This is a genomic window from Mesorhizobium sp. M7A.F.Ca.MR.148.00.0.0 (assembly GCF_003997735.1).
Classification (GTDB): Bacteria; Pseudomonadota; Alphaproteobacteria; order Rhizobiales; family Rhizobiaceae; genus Mesorhizobium.
Map to the genome: position 1 here is coordinate 1 of NZ_RZTB01000675.1, position 240 is coordinate 240.

Annotated in this window: 1 pseudogene; it reads left to right on the top strand. The window is 65.0% G+C overall.

Annotated elements, in window-relative coordinates:
- Positions 1-240 (top strand): annotated as a pseudogene (locus EOB49_RS35795) (sugar ABC transporter ATP-binding protein); the annotation flags it as partial.

A 240-nucleotide genomic window follows, 5' to 3' on the forward strand; every position in this document is an offset into this window, starting at 1 on the left:
CTGGTCAAGATCCTGGCCGGCGTGCATCAGGCGAGCTCAGGCACGATAAGTTTTCGCGGCAAGCAGGTGACGCTTGCCGACCCGAGTGCGGCGCTGACGCTCGGTATCGCCACCGTGTTCCAGGACCTGGCGCTGTGCGAGAACCTCGACATCGTCGCCAACATCTTCCTCGGCCGTGAGCTCAGCCCGCTGCGGCTGGACGAGGTAGCGATGGAAGTGCGCGCCTGGACGCTGCTCAAC